Source organism: Brachyspira catarrhinii, assembly GCF_005518285.1.
GTDB classification, from domain to species: domain Bacteria; phylum Spirochaetota; class Brachyspiria; order Brachyspirales; family Brachyspiraceae; genus Brachyspira; species Brachyspira catarrhinii.
Genome location: NZ_SJDU01000536.1, coordinates 1 through 1,217 on the forward strand (window position 1 = coordinate 1; position 1,217 = coordinate 1,217).

General features: G+C 32.2%; 1 protein-coding gene. It reads right to left on the minus strand.

The features are described 5' to 3' along the window. Positions 1–106: 106 nt before the first annotated feature. The coding region (locus EZH24_RS12130) for a DNA repair protein RecN (protein WP_419670463.1) at positions 107–1,217 on the minus strand (1,111 nt) is incomplete at its 5' end.

Sequence of the window (1,217 nt, forward strand, 5' to 3'; positions counted from 1 at the left end):
TAATATAACAAACTTATAAAAAAGTCAAGTAAAAATTATATAATTCTTTATAAAATTATCGACTTATAAATTCATAACTTTAATTAAACAATCAAATAATACAATATTAACCGATATTTTTTACCGATTTTTTAGCATGTTCCAAAAGTTCTTCGGCATGCTTTATGCTCGCTTCGGTTATTTCTTTTCCCGTTATCATTCTTGCAATTTCGTTTATTCTCGTGTTTTCGTTAAGTTCCTCTATTGTGGAAGTTACATTGTCTTCGCCTTCGTTTTTTATAACCTTAAAATGATTATTCGCGTATATTGCGATTTGAGCCAAATGAGTGACGCTTAAAATTTGTTTTCGTTTCGATAAAGCGGCAATTTTTTCGCCAATAACTTCGGCAATTCTCCCGCCGACTCCGACATCAATCTCGTCAAAAACCATAGTCTCGCAGTAATCTCCCAAAGAAAGAACATTTTTAAGCGAAAGCATTATTCTCGATATTTCGCCTCCAGAAGCTATTTTTCTTAAAGGCTGAAATATGCTCTGTTTATTCGGAGCGATTATAAATTCTATATTGTCAATTCCATGTGCGTTTGCCTTTAGATTGATTCCGTCTACGATTAATATTCCGTCTTCGTCCTCGTCCGACATTATTTCCACATCGAATTTTGTGGACGACATTCCCAAATCGTTCATTTCCGATTCAATTGCTCTTATAAATTCTTCTTTTTTATTATGTCTTATGTCGGAAATTTCTTTTGCCAAAATGGAAGTTTTTTTTCTTAATTCTTCGATTTCCGATTTTAAATTTATAATATCTTCTTCGGAAAAATTTAAAGATTCCAATTTTTCTTTAGATTCTTTCGCGTAATTTATAATTTCTTTTATGCTCGAACCGTATTTTTTTTTCAAATTGTTTATAAAAAATAATCTTTCATTTAAAGATTCCAATTCTTTTGGATCGAATTTCGTTTTCGCTCTTATTTCGTTTAATATTCCTTTTATATCTTCAAGGTTTAAACTTATCCCTTCGATTTGAGAGGATAAATCGGACAATCTGCCGTCATATTGCGATATTGACTGAAGAATATTTACGCTCCTCGTCAATTTCAAATAAGCTCCCGATTCGTTTCCGAAAATATCTTTATTCACAGCGGACAAAGAGGACGCTATACTTTCCGCATTCGACATCACGGCTATATCGTTTTTTATCTCTTCGTCTTCGTTC